14 protein-coding genes are annotated in these 16,869 nt (G+C 58.8%); 4 read left to right on the forward strand and 10 right to left on the reverse strand.

The window, feature by feature from the left end; translation table 11 throughout:
• Window positions 1-43: 43 nt before the first annotated feature.
• From ACE10Z_RS28525 to ACE10Z_RS28550, 6 genes are all read right to left on the reverse strand, one after another.
• Complete coding sequence (locus ACE10Z_RS28525; protein WP_375783729.1) at window positions 44-1,060, reverse strand: polysaccharide deacetylase family protein; 1,017 nt, start codon at window positions 1,058-1,060, stop codon at window positions 44-46.
• Window positions 1,061-1,151: 91 nt separating this feature from the next.
• A complete protein-coding gene (locus tag ACE10Z_RS28530) occupies window positions 1,152-2,105 on the reverse strand; it encodes a glycosyltransferase (protein WP_375789944.1) in 954 nt (317 codons plus the stop codon).
• 26 nt (window positions 2,106-2,131) lie between these two features.
• On the reverse strand, window positions 2,132-2,893 hold the full coding sequence (locus tag ACE10Z_RS28535; protein WP_375783730.1) for a hypothetical protein: 762 nt from the start codon (window positions 2,891-2,893) through the stop codon (window positions 2,132-2,134).
• 2 nt (window positions 2,894-2,895) lie between these two features.
• A complete protein-coding gene (locus ACE10Z_RS28540) occupies window positions 2,896-4,059 on the reverse strand; it encodes a DegT/DnrJ/EryC1/StrS family aminotransferase (protein WP_375783731.1) in 1,164 nt (387 codons plus the stop codon).
• 42 nt (window positions 4,060-4,101) lie between these two features.
• On the reverse strand, window positions 4,102-4,824 hold the full coding sequence (locus ACE10Z_RS28545) for a sugar transferase (RefSeq protein WP_375783732.1): 723 nt from the start codon (window positions 4,822-4,824) through the stop codon (window positions 4,102-4,104).
• Window positions 4,748-5,908, reverse strand: a complete 1,161-nt coding sequence (locus ACE10Z_RS28550) for a Gfo/Idh/MocA family protein (protein ID WP_375783733.1) — start codon at window positions 5,906-5,908, stop codon at window positions 4,748-4,750. The genes ACE10Z_RS28545 and ACE10Z_RS28550 overlap by 77 nt, the downstream gene beginning before the upstream one ends.
• 703 nt (window positions 5,909-6,611) lie before the next feature.
• On the opposite strand from ACE10Z_RS28550, the gene ACE10Z_RS28555 reads away from it, so the two are divergent.
• From ACE10Z_RS28555 to ACE10Z_RS28565, 3 genes are all read left to right on the forward strand, one after another.
• Complete coding sequence (locus ACE10Z_RS28555) at window positions 6,612-8,354, forward strand: hypothetical protein (RefSeq protein ID WP_375783734.1); 1,743 nt, start codon at window positions 6,612-6,614, stop codon at window positions 8,352-8,354.
• Between the two features lie 583 nt (window positions 8,355-8,937).
• Window positions 8,938-10,200 carry a nucleotide sugar dehydrogenase gene (locus tag ACE10Z_RS28560; protein WP_375783735.1) on the forward strand — a complete coding sequence of 421 codons (1,263 nt, stop codon included), beginning with the start codon at window positions 8,938-8,940 and terminating at the stop codon, window positions 10,198-10,200.
• Window positions 10,181-11,440 carry a glycosyltransferase family 4 protein gene (locus tag ACE10Z_RS28565; protein WP_375783736.1) on the forward strand — a complete coding sequence of 420 codons (1,260 nt, stop codon included), beginning with the start codon at window positions 10,181-10,183 and terminating at the stop codon, window positions 11,438-11,440. Before ACE10Z_RS28560 ends, ACE10Z_RS28565 begins: the two co-directional genes overlap by 20 nt.
• A gap of 144 nt (window positions 11,441-11,584) precedes the next feature.
• Here the strand turns inward: ACE10Z_RS28565 and ACE10Z_RS28570 are convergent, their stop codons facing one another.
• From ACE10Z_RS28570 to ACE10Z_RS28585, 4 genes are all read right to left on the reverse strand, one after another.
• Window positions 11,585-11,728, reverse strand: coding sequence for a hypothetical protein (locus ACE10Z_RS28570; protein WP_375783737.1), 144 nt, complete (start codon window positions 11,726-11,728; stop codon window positions 11,585-11,587).
• Between the two features lie 6 nt (window positions 11,729-11,734).
• Entirely contained in the window at window positions 11,735-12,643 is a 909-nt protein-coding gene (locus tag ACE10Z_RS28575; RefSeq protein WP_375783738.1) for a heparin lyase I family protein, read from the reverse strand.
• A gap of 349 nt (window positions 12,644-12,992) precedes the next feature.
• A complete protein-coding gene (locus tag ACE10Z_RS28580) occupies window positions 12,993-14,150 on the reverse strand; it encodes a glycosyltransferase family 4 protein (RefSeq protein WP_375783739.1) in 1,158 nt (385 codons plus the stop codon).
• Between the two features lie 135 nt (window positions 14,151-14,285).
• Window positions 14,286-15,173, reverse strand: a complete 888-nt coding sequence (locus ACE10Z_RS28585; protein WP_375783740.1) for a hypothetical protein — start codon at window positions 15,171-15,173, stop codon at window positions 14,286-14,288.
• Window positions 15,174-15,552: 379 nt separating this feature from the next.
• Between ACE10Z_RS28585 and ACE10Z_RS28590 the strand changes: the two genes are divergently transcribed.
• On the forward strand, window positions 15,553-16,812 hold the full coding sequence (locus ACE10Z_RS28590; RefSeq protein WP_375783741.1) for a serine hydrolase domain-containing protein: 1,260 nt from the start codon (window positions 15,553-15,555) through the stop codon (window positions 16,810-16,812).
• Window positions 16,813-16,869 lie beyond the last annotated feature (57 nt).

Here is a 16,869-nt window from a genome sequence, read left to right on the forward strand (position 1 = left end):
AACTGATGCAGTCCACCTCGCAGTGAGTGGTTCAGAGCTACATTCAACGTTGGGACCCCATCAGCATGTGGGCTGCCGATTGAATGCCGCTGATGCGAGCCTCGAATCTGGCTGTCGAATCGAATGGCCCCCCAATGCCGAGACGAGGAAGCGCAAAATGATCTGATTTGAGACCGGACAGTTGCCCATGCCGAGTTGTCACTGCGGTTGAAAAGCCGATCTCCCTTGCAAGGCCTGCTTCCCTGGGGCCGCATGCTTTGGAGTCGCCGTAAGGATAGGCAAAGTGCTGAACCGGAAGCTGTAGCAATTGCTCCAGATAGCGGCGGTTATCTGCCATTTCGGCCCGCGCAGACTCAATATCAAGGCACGATAAGGCGGCATGCGAGTCGGTGTGCCCGCCGATCGACACGAGAGGATGCCGCGCCAAGCCTTGAAGCTCGCGCTCATCCAGAAAGTATGCCTCATTCAAGGCCGACAACGACAAACCTGCCTTCCTGAACGTTGGAGCAAGCGTTGCGATCCGGTGATAATCTTCATGAATCCACTCAGTGACCTCGTTCAAGCCCGCCATCTTTTCGCGCAGCCGGGGGCAATGAAATCGCCTGTCCATCGCATCGATCGTTACCGTGTCTCCAGAGCGAAACATTTCACGCAAACCCAGCCACCACGCCTGCAACGTCCGTTTTGGCGCGCCGGTCGGAACGTAGATCGTGAACGGAGCGTTGTATCGCTCGAGGATTGGAAGCGCGGTCGCGACATTGTCCCGGTAGCCATCGTCGAAGGTAAGCGCCGCATAGCGGCCGCCCGTCCCGGATTCCGACGCCAATCGCTCGAGAGATGTCGCTAGACTCACAATCTCCCAGCCTTCTTGCCGCAGCCAATTGAGCGAATATTCGAAGAGGCCGACTGAGGTCCCGGTCATCAATTCCGAGCGGCTATGCTGCTGGATCTCATGGAACATCAGGATAGCCGCACGGCCAGCAAAGATCTTGCTGAAGGCCGCCATCAGGCCAGACCAACGCGCAATTTCGATTACACTGTTCGTGAGAAGCTGCTTCACTCTCGCTCACCGTAAGAACACAGACCGCACGCCTCCGCCAGCCGAATCGACAATCCCGGCGACGACGTTTTCTCCGCGAAGCGCATTGCTATCATCCACTCCGTAGCAAACGCCTGCCGACCGTTCTTGCCCTGAAGTTCGACAGGACGTCGGTATACACACCGACGATCCTTTCCACGGTGAGCGCCTGGTCATATCTCGCCACTGCCGCCCGCCCTTGAAACTCGCCGTTCAGCGACCAATCAAAGGCCTCTCGAAGGCTGCGCGCAATCGTGCCGGCGTCCGGCGGACATATCCACGTCCCCGCGATGCCATTCAGCTGTTCACGGACGTCGCCGACATTGGTCGACACCACCGGAAGATTGCACGCGAGAGCTTCCTTGATGGAGGTCGGTGACCCCTCATAATCCGAGCTGAGCAGCAGGGCGTTTGCCGCGCTGTAGTACCAGGGCATCTCCTGGTTCGGCACATTGATGACCGTCATCAACTGCGCGTCGACACCCTCCTGCACCAGTCGGTCGACTGACGCTCTTGCCAGATCATATCGCTTCTCAGGGCGTCTCGGATCAAACGGAAACAGGACGACGAATTTATCGTTGGGCCATTGCAGCCGCGCTCGCGCTTCGTTGCGGTCGTACGGCTTGAATACGTCGAGGTTGACCCCACAGGGAATCACGATCCCAGGAATCCACTTCCGCATCTCCTCCGACACGACGATAATGGCATCGGCGAAATGCGACACAAGCCGCGTAGACAGCCTTTCAAGGACATTCCCAAGTACGTCGGTCCCGTGCAGGGTGATGACGAGTGGCGCCCGCAACCGAAACATTGCGGGATAGGCCGAATATCCGTAGTGCGCATGGACGATATCGTATGTCGTCATGCCAGTCTTTCGCATGACATCGAAGGTGCCCTTCAGGTAGTTCAGCTTCGACTGCGACCCGACAATATTGATGACGTCGACCGTATGGCCGAACCGGCGCAGCTGCTCTACCTGCTGGTACACGAAGGCTCCGGACCCTGGTCGCTCCGGGCTCGGATACATATTGGTGACACAAAGGATCCTCACGACTACTCCCTTGAGGCTTTGGCAGTGCCGCCATCCCCGTTGAGCTTTCGTCGAATTTCCGCAGGGACGCCCGTCACGAGCGTGTTGTCAGGCACGTCCTTCGTCACCACCGCGCCGGCGCCGACGATAGCACCAATACCAATTCTGACACCCGGCAGGAGGTTGGCTCCCACGCCGATCGCCGCGCCGCGCGCGATAGTGGGCCCATGCATCGGCGAGCCATCGTAGCCGTTGCGGCCGATCGCGTTGTCGTTCGAAGTGCCGACGCAGCCCGATATGAACACGTCGTCTTCGATCGTCATATTGCCGGCCAGCCAGGTATGATCCTGCACACGGACGCGATCGCCAATATGCGTATTGTAGTTGACCGTAACGTAACGGCCGACAACCGTCTTCGAGCCGATCCGCGATTGTTCACGGATCGAGGCGCCATCACCGATCAAGGTCCCCGCGCCGAGCGAGACGTCGTAGAAGATGACCGCATGCGGTCCAATTGAACAATCGGCGCCGATATCGATCCATGCCTCAAAATGCGGCGCCCGCGACAACGCGCCGGCACCCTTGGGCACCTTTCCGATATAGGCTCCTGGGAATATCTCGACATTGTCCGCTATTCTCACGCCGCTCTCGATCACGACATGCGGATGAATGACCACCCTGTTGCCGATCGTGACATCAGGCCGGACCACGGCGAACTCGGCGATCGTCACGTCCGCACCGATCGCCTCGGTCTCGACCACCGCCCGTGGGCTAATTCGACTCATCGTCACACCTTCCCGCCGTCGGCGTGCATCGCGACGGGCTTCCGCTGCAGTTCCTGGTGGCTTTCGCGCTCCGCAACAGCAAGCACAGTCGCAGCGATACGCCGCACCTGGTCGCGTGTGAGCTCCGGGAACATCGGTAGCGACAATGATCGAGCAGCCATCGCTTCGCAGCACGGCAACTCGCCCTGCTTGTAGCCGAGATAAGCGAACGCAGGCTGTAGATGCAACGGCAGCGGGTAGTGGATTCCGCTCGCCACGCCGACCTCGTCGAGCCTCTTGCGCATTGCGTCCCGCTCGTTCGTGGTGATCACGTACAAATGGTAGACGTGCGTGGAGCCCGTTCGGACGAAAGGCGTCTTGATGCCCGAGTGCCTCAACTCCGCGGTGTACCACTCCGCGGCACGCCGCCGATGGTCGTTCCACTCATCCAGGCGTCGGAGCTTGACTTGGAGAACTGCCGCCTGGAGAGCATCGAGCCGGCTGTTGAACCCGACCTCGGCATGGTTGTAATGCGTGGTTCGACCGTGGTCGCGCAACCGTTCGATCCGCTCGGCGATCGCTGCACTGTTGGTGGTGACCGCTCCTCCATCACCATATGCCCCGAGGTTCTTCCCTGGATAAAACGAAAAGCAGGCTACGTCGCCGAGCGCCCCGGTTCGGATCCCCTGATACTCCGCTCCATGCGCCTGGGCTGCGTCTTCAATCACAAAGAGCCCGCGCCGTCTTGCGATGTCCTTGATTGGGCCCATGTCAGCCGGCTGGCCAAAGAGGTGAACTGCAACGATCGCCTTCGTGCGGCTTGTCAGGGCCCGCTCGATCATCCTCGGATCGATCGTGTGGGTATCGGGATCGATATCGACGAATACCGGCTGCGCTCCTGTCGCTACGATCGCCGCAGCGGTGGCGATGAACGTATGGGCGGTTGTAATCACCTCGTCACCATGACCGACACCCAACGCGCGCAGCGCCAGATGAATCGCGTCCGTGCCGCTCGCCACGCCGCGCGCATAGGGCACCTGGCAATAGGCGGCGAAATCTCGTTCGAACGAAGCTACTGCCTCGCCGCCGATGAACTGCGTGGATTCGAGAACGCCTCGAATTGCCTCGGCCACCTCATCCTTTAGCGTCGCATACTGTGCCTTGAGATCTACGAACGGAATTTTCATTTTTAAAGCCTCGTTAGATTCCAAATTCATTGCCCGAGAACCTCATCGAGCACCGTGGCCCCGCAGCACCGCGGGAACCGTTAGGGCAATCAGCTTCAGGTCGGTCCACAAGGTCCAGTTCATTGCATATTCGACGTCCATCTCGAGCATCGCGTCCGGGCCCAGGCGACCGCGGCCGCGAACCTGGCAAAGTCCGGTGATGCCGGGCTTCACGATATGACGTCTATGATGCCAATCGCGAAAGTACTCGAGTTCATAGGGAATCGCGGGCCGCGGACCGACAATGCTCATCTCGCCCCGCAATACGTTGAGGAGTTGCGGCAGCTCGTCGACACTGGTTCTCCGCAGCAACCGCCCCACGCGCGTCACGCGAGGATCATCTGTCAGCTTGTATGGGGCATCAGGGTCGTTCGAGAGAACCTCCTTCGCCCAAACCCGACGAATAGCGTCGCGATGGATGCTGTCGTCGGCCTTGTGACGAAGCGTCCGGAACTTGAAGCAATTGAATGGCTTCTCGTATCGTCCGACCCGGCGCTGGCAAAAGAACGCTGGCCCGGGACTGTCGAGGCGGATCGCGACCCACACCGCTGCAAGGAACGGAGACAGCAAGAGGATCGCGGAGACGCTCACAGCGATGTCAAGCACCCGCTTAACGAATTCCCGCGGGCTCGCCTTCCACTGCAAGGCTTCATCTAACGACAATTTCGGCAGCCCCCGCCGACGCGTTCCGCCGCAGAAACGCCGGTTGATGTGTTCCGTTGCCACGGTGCTCCTGGTTGAGCCGTAGACACTCCGATGCAGCTTCGAGCGCCTCGACGACGCGCAGGCCATGCGCTCCGTTCGCAACCGGCTGTGTCCCGGTCTTGATCGCGTTGACGAAGTCGAGCAACTCGAGCTTCAGCGGTTCGCTGCTGGATATCGCGGGGATATGAACATCGCCATGATGATAGGCCGACTGGAAGTCGGCGTATGAATCGCCGTTGATCCGCGGCCTGAAGCGCTTCTGGTAAACGCGAACCTTCTCGGACGGCTCCACGTCGTCGAACACCAGCATGGCATCGCTGCCGACGACTGTGATCTGGCGCACCTTGACGGGGTCCAGCCATGAGACATGCACATGGGCGGTCGGCCCGCTCTTGAAGCCCAACTTGGCGTAAACGACATCCTCGACATCCGGCAGAACGTGCGCGCAACCCCAGGCGCCGATGTTTTGCGCGACCTCCTCAAGCAGGAAGAAGATGATCGAGAGGTCATGAGGCGCCAAGTCCCACAGGACATTGGCGTCGGGCCGGTAGAGACCGAGATTCAGGCGCCGCGAATCGATGTAGTAGAGCTCGCCGAGAGAGCCGCTCCGGATCATCTGGCGCATGACACCCACCGCCGGATGGTACTCGAACGTGTGCCCGACCATCAGCACGCGCTTCCGTTCTTCGGCTATCGCGATCAGTTCGCGGCAATGCGCGCTTGTCATGGCCAACGGCTTCTCGACGAGCGCGTGCTTTCCGGCCTGGAGCGCTGCCCGCGCCAGCTCAAAGTGCGTCACGGCGGGGGTGGCGATAATCACCCCGTCGACGGACGAGTTGTTCAGGATCGCATCGAAATCACGCGAAACAGCGACGGAGGGATACTGTGATTTCACGTACTCCAGTCTGTCAGACCGCATGTCGGCGGCCATCGACACCCTTGCGCCGATATCGTGGCCAACACGGATGTGTTTTGCGCCCCAATAACCGCAACCGATGACGGCGAGCGATGGACCGGCTTTTGCGGTCTCAATTTCCGCGCCACCGGTCTTGTTCTGAGTATCAATTAGGCCGGGAGCGAATTTGGAATATAATTGTTTCGACATGTTTGCCACAATCACGCCAGAGGAAAGCAATGGTGAATATCAGTATCCTCATGAGCACGGTTATCTCGCCATGTTGGCTCCCTAATTGAAGGCCTTAGCGTGCGTTCAAGGAGGATAGCCGGTTGGGCGCGCGCACCGCGGTAGAACACGGATTATGACTCACGCCCATCGGGGGTACCCCCGCCCTCGCGTTGGGAAACCCGGCAGCTTCGCACGCAGCGCAATAGCCGGACCAGGTGCGTCCAAGAGCTGCGCACCATATTGGAATCAATCGCTTTTTTTGCCTGCGATACAGGCCGGCGCGCTCCCACGGACAACAGCACCCGGTCGTCCCCACATCACGCCCCCATGAATGCATCACGTCGCAATTCGTTTGCGGCAACCCGGCGCGTCGCATGGCGCCCGAAGCAGCGCTTACGCAGAATGTTAGTGCTGCCAATTCGGGCTCACGCCGACCGCGGGATTCACAAATCCCTGACCGCGAGAGGCCTAATCTGATCTCGATAAGCCCGCGGTATCGCATACCGCAGATTGGTTAGGCCGGGACCACCATTGCGCATCCGTCCTGCAGTGGAAACTTCGCCGTCTTTCGTATAGGCTTCCCTAAAAGAGGCGCACAAGCGCGAGGTTACGAACAATCTGCAGGAAGCTTGGTGGCCTTACCAACAGATGAGGCACAACCCACGGATGAAACGCCGACGCTATGGCCAAAGGCACTTCGATCGCACTCCTGCTCCGCGGGAACGCTCCATCGACCAATGATCGCAACCTGACCGAAATTCTTGATCTCTTTGAAATTCCCTGGACTGCGCTGACAGTCGACGAAGCGCGCGGGGACAATATAGCCGCGCTAACAGCAGCTCATCAGCAATTCTCCGTCCTGACCTCCGCGGCCTGTCTCGGCGAAGTCCTACAGTGCAACAAGACCGCGGCGCTTCCGGCGTGGTTGGCCGCAGCCAGTTCAGTTTTCGTCTATGGATTTCAAGCCGCGGATCCCTGCAGGTCGCTGTTGCGCAAGATCACCGGAGATCCCGAGGCGGAAATCCACGGCTCCGATCCGTGCCCAACGACCGTATCAGTCACCGATTCTTTTGCCGAAATGTGCGGCCCAATGTCGGGGCTAAAGATCCAGGTGGAACGGGGCGCCGATACGACACTCGTCGTCCGCAACAGCCACCTTCGGAGCATCGTCGGAGTGCGCGAGGGACATCTGTTCGCCGAGTTCACTTATTCCGGCGTCCGCTTTTTCGCTGACTCGTCGCTGACGATTGTGGACGTTCGCGAACGCGCAGCAAGCTACTTTGATGTGAAGAAGTGTTTCGCCGGCGCGGTGCCAGTCGCGATGTATCTGAAGTGGGCGTTCCGCGACGTTTGCTTGACGAGCGTTGAAACAAGCGCTTGCCTGATCATTGACGATCCGCCTTTGTGGCCCCGGTACGGTCTCCTCGATTTTGACGAACTGCTGCAGCTGGCTGACAAGCTGGCATTCGCAACGACCATTGCTTTCATTCCATGGAACTGGAGACGAACAAACCGCGACACCGTTGCCGCGTTTCGGCATAGCAGTGGGAAATTGTCCGTCTGCGTGCATGGCTGCGATCACACAGGTGGCGAGTTTGCAGCCCGTTCGCTTGAGCTGCTCGACAGGAAGCTGAAGACTGCCAGGCTTCGGATGCAGGCCCTTCGCAAAACCACCGAGCTTGACCACGAAAACGTAATGGTTTTTCCGCAAGGGGCATTCTCGCCCGAGGCGGCCTCGGCGCTCAAGCGAAATGGCTTCATCGCGGCCGTCAACACCGAGGTCGCACCAACCGATGATGCGCTGAACGAAACGACACTCGCTGATCTCTGGAGCGTCGCCATCGTCCGGTATGGGAATTTCCCAATTTTTACCCGACGATACATTGACCACGGCATTGAAAACTTCGCGTTTGACGGCATCTTGGGCAAGCCGTGCTTCATTGCCGGGCATCACGATCTCCTCCGCGGCCACGGTAGCGACCTGGCCGAATTTCTCCGGCAGCTGGCATCCTTGCGCTGGAAACTCTGCTGGCGACCTCTCGAGGAAGCCGTTTGCCGCAGCTACAGCATCCAATCCGACGGTGGAACTATCGTAGTAAAGATGCTTGCCGAGCGGCTTCTGTTCGAGAACGGCGCGCCCACGACGCGACGGATTTGCGTCATGAAGCGCGAGCCACAGCCAGCTTCCTTAAAGGGTGTTGAAGCCAACCAAGACATGGTCGCGTACGAATATGCGGACGGACATGTTCGAGTGATGGTCGATGTCCCGCCGGGCGGCGCGGCGGATATCCGGTGCATCTATCGCGAACAGTTGCATAGTACGCCCACCTCGGAATCAATCCGATACCGGTTCGGAGTGGCCATCCGGCGATATCTATCGGAACTTCGTGACAATTACGGTCACCTCCTTCGTGCTCGCGTGTAGCCGCAGACGGAGCAAAACGACGCGATCAAGCCGCTTCGGCCCAGACGCATTGCCTCTATCATGAAGCTTCGAGCATGGGCGGCTCCCCGGCGCTCACCCAATTGGTCAGCCTCCAGGCAGCGGCTACCACGCGTCTCCAAAGGCAGTTGAAGTGGACGCGGGTCTCGAGCATCGATCTCTTGCTCCTTGTCCCTAGCAACCCTGTCTGCCATCTGCCTCGCCGGCCCGTATCCCTGGACGCCGCGGCGCGAACTGAACCACGAGTTTCGGGCCGATCCATCATCGAATAGCTCAGCGGCTCAAGTTCGATCACCCTCCGCCCGCGATCGGGATGCGGATCGGTTAGCACCGCTTTAAGCCGCCTTCTCTTGCCGAAACCGGAATAGGTAGCCCGAAAAAGTTCAGGCTCCGCAAGCCTGAACGAATACAATCGGGCTGCACTTTGGAAAGCGTGACGGACGCGTAACGCTCGCTCAGAGTGCCTGCCCGAAGACTATCTCTGAATGAAGCCGGCGACCTTGCAGACAACCCCTAAGCAGCCGCCAGTGTTGCCAGCGCAACCTGATGCGCGTGATGGATCAAGATGAAAATAGCGGTGTTCGGACTCGGTTACGTAGGCATGACGGCAGCCGCTTGTCTCGCAAGGCAAGGGCACGAAGTCATCGGCGTCGACATCAGCGATGAAAAAGTCGCGATCGTCAATGCGGGGAAATCTCCAATTACTGAACCCGGCCTCGATCAACTTGTCGAATCCGCCGTCCGAAAGCGCCTGCTGAGCGCAACGAAGGACGCGAGCGGGCATCTCGACGGCTGCACGTTGGCAATCGTGTGCGTGGGAACGCCCAGCGCGCCGGACGGATCTCACAACATGAGCTTCGTCGCTGAAGTGTCCCATCAGATCGCAGACCTCATCGGCCCCGCCCGCACGACGGCGCTAACTGTCGTGTTTCGTTCCACGATGCGGCCCGGCACCATCGAGGATCTGGTTCTCCCGATTTTCGAAAGCGCATTGAACGGCAGGATGGAGCTCGTCGACGTCGTTTATAATCCCGAATTCCTGCGCGAGTCGGTAGCGATCGAAGACTTCTTCAATCCGCCGAAGATCGTGGTCGGAACAAAGGACGGGGAACGGTGCCCGGTCCTTGACGAGTTGAACGCGAGCATCGCGGCGCCGGTCTTCTACACCACCTATCGCACGGCGGAGATGACCAAGTTCGTCGACAACTCGTTCCACGCAGTAAAGATTGCCTTTGCCAACGAAGTCGGTCGCGTTTGCGATAAGCTCGGTATCAGCGCGACCACTGTACACAAGATCTTCGTTTCCGATACCAAGCTCAACATTTCACCCTACTATCTGAGGCCTGGTGGCGCATTCGGCGGCTCCTGTTTGCCTAAGGACGTTCGCGCGCTCCAATACATCGCAAGCGATGTCGGGGCGCATACGTGGCTCGTGGATTCGGTGCTCCGATCGAACGACGAGCACAAGAATTTCCTGTTCGAGAATTGCCTGAAAGCAGTCCCTCCCGGCGGACGCGTCCTTATGTTGGGGCTTGCCTTCAAGGAGAACAGCGACGATCTTCGCGAAAGTCCCAACATCGACCTGGCTCGCAAATTCCTCCGCTTGCACATCGGCCTGTCGATCTACGATCCACACGTCGAGCCGTCGAAACTGCTGGGGCAGAACCTTGGCTATGCATTCGCCAATTTGCCCGCCCTTCGCAAGTTGCTGATCGCAAAGTCCGCCGCCGAATCGGAGCTATTCGACCTTGTCATCGATACCCGAGGGTGGGCGAAGCAAATGGCGCTGAACGCAAAACGGGTAATTGATGTCAACACTCTCTCATGACGACACCGTTGTGCGCAAATCCGAGCAAGCGGGCGTTGGCTCGGTTCGTGGCCGGGTCCTGATCATCGTCGAGAATCTTCCGGTCCCGTTTGACGGTCGGGTGTGGTCGGAAGCGACCACGTTGGCGCGGCATGGCTACGACGTGTCTGTGATCTGTCCCAAGGGACCAGGCGCAATGGCCTCCTTCGAGATGCTCGAGGGAGTAGCAGTCTATCGCCATTGGATGCCCGCGGAAGGTCGCGGGGTGCTGGGTTATGTGATCGAATACAGCGTGGCGTTGTTTTGGGAATTCGCGTTGAGCGTGAAAGTTCTGGCAACGCGCGGATTCGACGTAATCCACGCCTGCAATCCGCCCGATCTGATTTTCTTAATCGGTGGGTTTCATAAATTTCTGTTCGGGAAGTCTTTTGTCTTCGATCAGCACGACGTCAATCCGGAGCTCTACGAGGCAAAATTCGGTCGTCGCGGCCTTCTTTGGCGCGTCATGGTTCTGCTTGAACGCATCACATTCGCGTTGTCGGACGTATCGATCGCGACCAACCAATCGTATCGCACTGTTGCGATTGAACGGGGCCGAATGAGCCCCGGTCGTGTGTTCGTCGTGCGCTCCGCTCCGAATGTGTCCCGCGTTCGCTCGCTTCCACCGGACCCCGCCTGGAAGAAGGGACGACGGTATCTGGTCGGATATGTGGGTGTTATCGCGCGGCAGGAGGGGCTCGACCTGTTGCTGGATTCGATCAAGCACATCCGCAGGACACGCAACCGCGATGATATCCAGTTCGTGATCGTCGGGGGCGGACGGGAATTGGAGGAGCTCAAGACGCTTGCGAGAGCGCTTGAAGTGGACGAAGTGGTCACGTTCACCGGCCGTGTCGATGACGACACTCTGTTCACCATTCTGTCGACGGCGGACGTCTGTGTAAATCCGGACCGCCCCAGCTCGATGAACGACATGTCGACGATGCACAAGATCATGGAATACATGACGTTGGGTAAGCCCATCGTCCAATTCGACCTCACGGAAGGCCGCTTTTCGGCGGGAGATGCATCGTTGTATGTGCAGAATGCTGACACCGCCGAGTTCGGCGATAGAATACTGGAGCTTTTGGAAGATCCGGCGAGGCGCGAAGCTATGGGCGCATTCGGTCAGAAGAGAATCAATGGCGAGCTCGCCTGGCATCATGCATCGACGAAGCTTTTGGCGGCTTATGAAAAAGTATTCAAGCTAAGGGATAAGTGAGGACAGGAACCTCTTCTTTGCATGTCAGCAGACGCTTGGTTCCCGTTGCAGAAAGTCCATCAGCGCAGACCACCAGACTGCGGCAGACCCGGCCATTGTGACCGTATGCCGTGCGCTGCCAGTTCATGGCTGATCCCGAGCGGCTCAGCCTTGCACGCCTAATCCACCAATCGAGAGCACCAGGCGGATGATCGCGCACTGAACAAAGCCCAGCGGCAGATCGTCTTGCTTCACCGCGGCTGCGTCCATCGGGCCAAGGGAAACCGTGCCGCTGGTGACGTTGCGCACCGTGGGTCACGGTCGCTCTGACGATACAGGCGTCAGCGACCCGGTCGTTATCATCAAATTTCGATAGTTGACGGCAACGGTCTCGGGCGCCGACGACCGATAGATTCCGAATTCCCAATTGGTGCCGACCCCAAAGCCCAGCGGCCCGCTGTAATTCACGACCGGTGCCCCATCGATCCAGACTTTCAGGTAGCCGGTCGTGTCGTTCGAGAACTGGGCCTGCACTTTCACGTCGTGATACTTGCCGGTCACGATCGGGTTGGGGTCGGTCCAGAGTGTCTTGGTGACGACGAAGCCTGCGCCGTTGCTCGGGTTCTTGCCCGGCGGGCAGTAGCGCACGAGCACCTGCAGGTGATCGCCCTGCAGGTTCAACGCGACCGGCGGAGAGGTTCCGACGCCCGAGGCGTCATCGTCGTTGTGCCACTGTCCGACGATGAACCAACCGGTCGCGCTGTTGACGAGCGCCCCGTTGCTGCCGTTCGCCTCCACCATGAGCTGGTAGCTCAGCGTGATGGGCGTGGCGGCGGGATACGTCACGGTGGAATTGATCTCGGAACGATCCACGGACGAACTGTCGTACCACGCATGGTCGCCTTTGCGGACCTCGAAGCGCAGGGTTTGGGGGTCGGGATTGGTTAGACTGTAGCCCTGGTCCGCAACGTGAACGCCGTAGCTAACGTCGCCGATCTGAAAGCGGGTTCGCGGCTTGCCGGAGAATGAGTTGATCGACGAAACAGCCGTTCTGCTGGTTGCTGTATTCCCGTCGGTGCCGGCAGCATTGTAGGCCTCGGCGGATGGGCCCTCAGCCAACAGCATTCGCTGACCAGCTGCATTGGCAAGGCTCAATGTCGATCCATTGGAGGTTTCCGCCGCGCTCCCAGCCAGCGCGAAGATGAGGGGTAAAAATACTCTCATTGCCATCCCTGTTCGGTCCCACGACCGTCGCAAAATGCTCGGCCATACCAAGGGTAACCCATTCAAATCTCGATGCAATTTATCGAGGGGCTCAATCGTGGGAAAATAAGGACTACCGCCAGGACTCAGCTCCGATGGAATGCCTGATCAATCGCATCGCGACGCAGAGCCTTGCGGCCAGCGTGTCTGCCTCGCCGGCGGTTCATGCTACCAGAGCGTCGATGGCGGTCGTGTTGATCGGACCCTTGTGACGCCGGACGCAAAATCAACGGCCGGATCCGATTAAGCGCCTCACCGCGCGTCTCCCGCGTTGCTCATCTCCGATCTCGATGGATAACGAGCGAGCGACTCAGTGCATAACAGCTGCACCCGAGTGCCTCGACCTCGCCACAAGGGGTGTCAAAGCCGACATCAGCTCGTGAGTCTTCACCATCGGGGAGTGATTTGCCTTGACATAGATCTGGCATCGCCGACCGAGCGCGTTGTATTCACCCGCGTCCATGTTCCAAATCTCACTGACAGATCTAGAGAGCGCCAACTCGTCTTCAACTGAAGCGCCGAGAACATGACGCTCGACAATCGCATCCGGATCAACATGCCGGCGCGTCACGATGGGTGCGCCGACGGCCAGCGCCTCCAGAAATGCGTTTGAGAAGCCCTCGAAATCCGACGTACAGAGAAGCATTGTCGCTTCCGATAGAAATTGCTGAACGTCCGCCCGCCGCACATAGCCAACCAATTCCACGTTTGGCAGCTGACGCAAGCCATTCAAGGCGTCCAGCGTCGTTTGATCGGTATTGGGCGACGTCATGCCCGCTACGCGAAACTTGACGGCCGGCAATGCCTGGGCAATCCGAAAAAGCAAAGGCAGATTCTTCGGATACCGAAAGACACCGAGCCAGGCAACGTATCCGCGTTTTTCTCGCGGCAAAGGAGCGGCCGCGTCCTCCGCTATAGCAAATGGATTATGGAGGACGTGGACTGGCTTCCCCGGAAAAAGCGCTGCCAACTTTCCGCGTTGATACTCATTCTGACAGAGAAACCCGGCGGTGCGATGCCGGGCCCACGAATAGGATATCCATTCATGGGGTGGCAGAAGAGCCTTGCATCGCTCATCGACATCTATGTCACTCACAACGCGATAAACGAATGGAACTTTCAGCTGATCGGCGACGAACGCCATGATGGCAGTATGTATTCCACATACTCCCTGGATCAGAATATCCGGGCGGTAGCTGCGGGCGGCCGCCAACACTTTCGGAATATACGAATAGAAATACTTCGCGACCCGAATACCACGCGCGGGATCGTAGGTCTCTATAAGTTTGATTTGCTGTCCTGAGCCTACGTGCTCCAACGCGCCCTTCCAGGTGAGAACAGCGGTTTCGTGACCGGCGTTCTCAAGCGCACGAAGCCACACTGCGAGCTCGATCGCCCACCCGCCAATCGGGTAGTTCTCATCCTTCATCAGGTAAGGGATGGAAAAATCCATCGAGAGAATACGCACTCGAGACCTCGTGCCTAATGGGACCGCACCATCAAAAGAAGCTCTGCGACGCCTTGCCTGCGAACTCGAGGTGTACGGCTTCTCAGTAGCGAAAGAGCGAGCCTTGCCTTCATCAAGAAGCTCGATCGTCCGGCGTCAAGCCGACAATACGATACTCTCAATCTCGCTCCCCTCTCGAAGCTTGGCCACTGTCTCAAATTTGTTCGCGTCGTTGAGCCGGAAGAGCGTGCCGTGATTGGTGCCGTTTGCAAGCGTTCGATTTACGATGAGGAACGAACCGGCACCGACCAGGCGATCCCTCAGATTGCCGACAGCGCCGCGCAACTGCGCTTCGTTGAAATAGCCATGATTGAGCAGATTCGACACGCGGATCGCGTTGAACCGGCCGCGCAGGTGAGCAGGGTTAGGCGCCAGAATGTCATCCTCGGCAAAGCTCAGCCGAGCGTCGTCGCGGGCATGCGGGTTCACCAGAAGTACATCCTTCCCCTCTTCCCGCATGTTCGTCAGGGGCAGCAGCACGCCTGCAAGTGTGTTCAGCCCGGCGACCACGAATCCGGTGCCCTTGAGAAAATCTCGGGGACCATTCAGGTACCAGCGCACCGGACGGTCGGCAACGATGTGCTGAAGCACTTTGCCATCACGATCGAGAAGGACCTCATATCCTGGCAACAGGCGCACGAGGCTCCCGCGCATGCACAGATCGGTCGCCAGGATCTTCGCCTCGACGCCGGCGCGCGTCAGCGCATCCGCCCATTCGACTGAGGATATTCCTGATGATACGCCGACGTCCATGATCTGGCTCGGCTTGCTGCCAAGTTTCTTCCACTCATCGATAACCAGCCTATTGAGATCATCGAGGCGATGATGATCGGTGGTCTTGTAGGTGCCGTTCCGCAGGCGGATTGAGGCAAAGAACGCCGCTTCCTGTGTTTGCGTAAACGCATCACCTTCCGCCAAAAACTTCCTTGCATTCAAAACCACGCCGCCCCCAAAACCTCCGGAGAAGCGCATCAAGACCGTCATATACTGCACTCTCTGCTCGGCTCGTTTCTGTCAGGATCTCGAACTCTATCGATTGAAGGCGCACTGCTCCTGGTGCGCCCCGTTTCTCTCACAAGCATAATCTTTTGGATCGATACGCGGCGCGACCCTTTCGGATTACCCATTCTCGATCACAGCAAAGGCCGGCCCGGCCCGCTCGGACTGTGCGCTGACCAAGGAGAGCTGTGCAGCCGCCTGAGAAGGGTTTGTCTCGCTGCAGATTGCAGGCGCGTGTGGCGGCGGATTGCACCGGCAGAGGCGGCGGTTTCAACGGTTGAGGACTTCCCTACCGGAAGTGCCGCCGTCTTGCTAGAACTCCTCGTATGGTCCAATGCACTGGCCGCCCGCGGAGGTCCCGTCGATGATTCTCAACGTCGGCCGTATCGCCTTGCTCGTCATCATAGGAGGCTTCGCAACCCTGCAGGCCTTGCTTGCACAGGACGCCGCGCGCCCAGGCAGCAACGGCGACTTCGAACCGCGCATGCAGCGTATCGTGAATGGACTCCGGGCGGACACCACAGCCGCACCTCCGATGAAACTTGCTGATCGGATGAACGAACTGCACGTTCCTGGCGTCAGCATCGCGGTGGTTCACGGCGGCGTAATCCAGGCTCGCGCGTTCGGGTACGCTAGCATCGGTGGTCCGCCTGTAACGCCCGACACTTTATTCCAGGCGGCGTCGATCAGCAAACCGGTTACCGCTGTAGCGGCGCTCGCATTGGTTCAGGCCGGAAAGCTCGATCTCGATGGCGACGTCAATCTATCCCTTAAGACCTGGAAGCTCCCTGCTAATTCGTTCACCGATCAATCGAAGGTTACACTTCGAAGACTGCTGAATCATTCGGCTGGCATAACCGTTCCATATTTTCCGGGATATCCTGCAGGCGCAGTCATTCCGTCACTCGGCGACGTTCTCAACGGCGCGTCGCTGCTGTGTCGCGACCTAATCCGGTTCCAGCCGTCAACGCACGATTGGTTTGCACGATGCGGTTCCGCAAATACCGCGCCTATCGTTGTCGATCATGAGCCCGGCACACGGTTCGAGTACTCCAGCGGCGCCTATACCATTGTGCAGCAGCTGCTCATCGACGTGACCGGCAAACCGTTTCCAGAATTGCTTGAAGACCTCGTCCTCAAGCCGTTCGGGATGACCCACAGCAGTTTCCTACAGCCGCTGCCCACAAATGACACTCCAATGGCCGCAACCCCTTACCGGGCGACGGGAGAGCCGGTGCCGGGCGGCCCACATGTCTATCCTGAGCTGGCTGCCGCAGGATTGTGGACGACACCGACCGACGTTGCGCATTTTGCGCTGGGTGTGGTCCGCGCCTGGACCGGCCGAGATGCTCCCGTGCTGTCTCAGGCTACGGCTCTCCAAATGCTCACACCCGGCCTTGGCAACTACGGACTTGGTCCGATTGTACTAGGGGTCGCACCGCATCGACGAATTCTACATGCAGGCGTCAACGATGGCTTCGTCAGCTTGATGACGATGTTTGAAAATGGAGATGGCGCTGTCATCATGACGAACGGAGATCAAGGCGGAGAATTGGCCAACGAAATTATGCGCGGTATCGCAACCGAATACGATTGGCCGGACGGCCAGCCGAAGGCCCACTGACGAGTGGACGTCCCGCCGTGGCTCACCACTGAGCTTCGTTGGCCGCCACATCCTCGC

The sequence above is a fragment of the Bradyrhizobium sp. Pha-3 genome, from assembly GCF_042258615.1.
Taxonomy (GTDB): domain Bacteria; phylum Pseudomonadota; class Alphaproteobacteria; order Rhizobiales; family Xanthobacteraceae; genus Bradyrhizobium.

Bases quoted from the DNA above. Each gene is read 5' to 3' on its own strand.
- ACE10Z_RS28585 (WP_375783740.1), bottom strand. From the start codon at position 15,173: ATGACGGTCTTGATGCGCTTCTCCGGAGGTTTTGGGGGCGGCGTGGTT.
- ACE10Z_RS28575 (WP_375783738.1), bottom strand. From the start codon at position 12,643: ATGAGAGTATTTTTACCCCTCATCTTCGCGCTGGCTGGGAGCGCGGCG.
- ACE10Z_RS28550 (WP_375783733.1), bottom strand. From the start codon at position 5,908: ATGTCGAAACAATTATATTCCAAATTCGCTCCCGGCCTAATTGATACT.
- ACE10Z_RS28565 (WP_375783736.1), top strand. From the start codon at position 10,181: ATGTCAACACTCTCTCATGACGACACCGTTGTGCGCAAATCCGAGCAA.
- ACE10Z_RS28540 (WP_375783731.1), bottom strand. From the start codon at position 4,059: ATGAAAATTCCGTTCGTAGATCTCAAGGCACAGTATGCGACGCTAAAG.
- ACE10Z_RS28590 (WP_375783741.1), top strand. From the start codon at position 15,553: ATGATTCTCAACGTCGGCCGTATCGCCTTGCTCGTCATCATAGGAGGC.
- ACE10Z_RS28560 (WP_375783735.1), top strand. From the start codon at position 8,938: ATGAAAATAGCGGTGTTCGGACTCGGTTACGTAGGCATGACGGCAGCC.
- ACE10Z_RS28535 (WP_375783730.1), bottom strand. From the start codon at position 2,893: ATGAGTCGAATTAGCCCACGGGCGGTGGTCGAGACCGAGGCGATCGGT.
- ACE10Z_RS28530 (WP_375789944.1), bottom strand. From the start codon at position 2,105: ATGTATCCGAGCCCGGAGCGACCAGGGTCCGGAGCCTTCGTGTACCAG.
- ACE10Z_RS28555 (WP_375783734.1), top strand. From the start codon at position 6,612: ATGGCCAAAGGCACTTCGATCGCACTCCTGCTCCGCGGGAACGCTCCA.